Raw genomic sequence first — 2,427 nt, 5'->3', positions numbered from 1 at the left:
GTAAGCGTCCGGCCATCACACCTTGTCAGGTATAGCCGGCCTCCAGTTGTGGGGCAATAGCTCGTCGATGGCGTTGTTTTTCTGTGTCGGCAGGCGGGTCAGAACATCCTTCAGGTAGGCATAAGGATCATGCCCGTTCAGCTTGGCTGACTGGATCAGAGTCATCACCGCAGCTGCACGTTGACCACTGCGCAGTGATCCGGCGAACAGCCAGTTGGAACGGCCCAGTGCCCACGGCCGGATCTGGTTTTCCACCCAGTTGTTGTCGATGGGCACAGCACCATCGTTCAGGTAGCGCGTCAGCGCTTCCCATCGTTTGAGGCTGTAATCCAATGCTTTGGCCGTGCCGGAACCATCCGGCACCTTCTGTCGATGCGACAGCATCCACTGATGCAGAGCGTCAGCCAGTGGTTTAGCTCTGGTTTGTCGGATTTCCCGGCGCTTATCCGGCGGCAGGTCTTTGGTTTCCCGTTCGATCTCGTACAGTCCGCCGATGTATTCCAGGGCTTTGGCCGCCAGTTCGCTCTTGTTGGCTTCGTGAAGGTCATAGAACTTGCGCCGGGCGTGGGCCATACAACCGATCTCGGTGATGCCGTTACCGAACCCGGCCTTGTAGCCGGCATAGTCGTCACAGACCAGTTTGCCCTGCCAGTCACCCAGGAAGGTGCGAGCGTGTTCACCCGCCCGGCTGGGTGCGAAGTCGTAAACGGTGGCTTTGAGGTCCGAGAACGGTGTGGTGCAGTACGCCCAGACGTAGGCCTTGTGAGTCTTTTTCTTGCCCGGGGCCAGCATGCTCACCGGGGTTTCGTCGGCGTGCAGAACGTTGTGTTCCAGCAAGGTGTTTCTCAGTGCGTCCACCAGGGGCTGCAACTGCACACCACAGGCCCCCACCCACTCGGCCAGAGTGGAGCGCGGGATTTCCAGGCCAGCACGGCCGAAGATACGTTCCTGACGGTACAGGGGCAGATGGTCCGCGTATTTGGCCACCAGCACTTGAGCCAGCAGACCCGCCGTCGGGATGCCTTTGTCGATCACCTGTGGTGGCACCGGTGCCTGGACCAAGGTCTCGCATTTGTCGCAGGCCCACTTGCCCCGGATGTGGCGCTCCACCGTGAACTCGCCTGGGACGTAATCCAGCTTCTCGCTGACGTCTTCACCAATACGCTTGAGCTGGCAGCCACACTGGCACTGAGTATTTTCCGGTTCGTGGTGGATCAGGGTGCGGGGCAGTTCTGGTGGCAGCGGGGCGCGCTTGGGCTTTTGCTTGGGCCGAGCCGCCTTCTGTTCCTCGGTCATCGCCCGGTCCAGCTCGGCTTCGATGGCGGCCAGGTCACAGTCGATCAGCTCGTCCAGCAGTTTCCCCTGAACCGCATCGAGCTGCTCACTGCGCCGGGCGTACTTGTGACGCTTGAGGGTGGCGACTTCGTGGGTCAGCTTCTCAATGACCGCATCACGGTGCACCAAGGCGCGTTCCTTGTTCTCGACACGATCGAACAGTTCCGTGGCAAGAGCACGGAGCTGGTCGGCGGAGAGCTGGTCGAGATCGGGGCGTTCAGTCATGGTCGGTAGTATGCCAAGCCCTTGAGTCGTATACGATTCGCGGTTCTGGCTATAGCGATACTGCCGGCCTTGTGGTTACAGGATGGAGATCACGCCTTCCGCCCCAAGGCGTTGCCATGGCAGGCCCTGAACCAGGGCGGATAACTGTTCTTCGGTCAGGTGAAGTTGGTCACCTCGCCAGGCTTCGCCCCAATGGAACTTGCCCCGGTTCAGTCGGCGGGCACACAACCAGATGCCAAGGCCATCGTGGATCAACACCTTCATCCGGTTGCCCCGTTTGTTGGCGAACAGGTAGGCGCAATGAGGCCTGGCAGAACCGAAGACCTGAATAACTCGGGCCAGGGCCTTGTCCGGCCCCGCCCGCATATCCAGCGGTTCGGTGGCCAGCCAGATCTCGTCGATGCGGATCATCCCAGCAGGTCCCGGAGAAAAGCGGCACATTGATGGGCCTGCTCCGCAGGCCACTCCACCACGACCGAGCCACCGGCGCGGGAAATCTCGATGCGGATGCTGCTACGCTTGTCCGAGACCGACGGGTTGCCCGGTGCTGAGGTTGCCGCAGGCAGATTAACTGGTACAAATCCCGGCGTTGTCGTGGGCGCTTTATCCGCCCGACGTGCCTCGCTGATCCAGCGCCGGACCATGTTGGCGTTGAGACCGTTATCCAGGGAAATTCGGGAAACGGAGGCTCCGGGTTCCAGGCATTGGTCGACAATCTCGGCCTTGAATTCGCGGGAAAACCGGCGGCGGCGTTGGTAGGGTTTGGTTACGCTTAATTCGTTCATGTTAAGTGTCCACTAGAAAATAAGTGGACACTATCCTGACGGCGGCAGCGCCTGGCTCAAGACGGGATCACCAGACGCTTAC

At 60.4% G+C, this 2,427-nt stretch carries 3 protein-coding genes; all 3 read right to left on the bottom strand.

Annotated features, from left to right (window positions below; translation table 11 throughout):
• Positions 1–15: 15 nt before the first annotated feature.
• Positions 16–1,560, bottom strand: a complete 1,545-nt coding sequence (gene tnpC, locus Q675_RS33865) for an IS66 family transposase (RefSeq protein ID WP_023011857.1) — start codon at positions 1,558–1,560, stop codon at positions 16–18.
• A gap of 75 nt (positions 1,561–1,635) precedes the next feature.
• Positions 1,636–1,971, bottom strand: coding sequence for an IS66 family insertion sequence element accessory protein TnpB (tnpB, locus tag Q675_RS33860; RefSeq protein ID WP_023011856.1), 336 nt, complete (start codon positions 1,969–1,971; stop codon positions 1,636–1,638).
• Positions 1,968–2,345, bottom strand: coding sequence for an IS66-like element accessory protein TnpA (tnpA, locus tag Q675_RS33855; protein WP_023011855.1), 378 nt, complete (start codon positions 2,343–2,345; stop codon positions 1,968–1,970). The genes tnpB and tnpA overlap by 4 nt, the downstream gene beginning before the upstream one ends.
• Between the last annotated feature and the right edge of the window lie 82 nt (positions 2,346–2,427).

It is taken from the genome of Marinobacter sp. EN3, assembly GCF_000475315.1.
GTDB lineage: Bacteria > Pseudomonadota > Gammaproteobacteria > Pseudomonadales > Oleiphilaceae > Marinobacter > Marinobacter nauticus.
The sequence above is the reverse complement of the archived record's forward strand: the minus strand, read 5'-3'. Positions and strand labels throughout refer to the sequence as shown.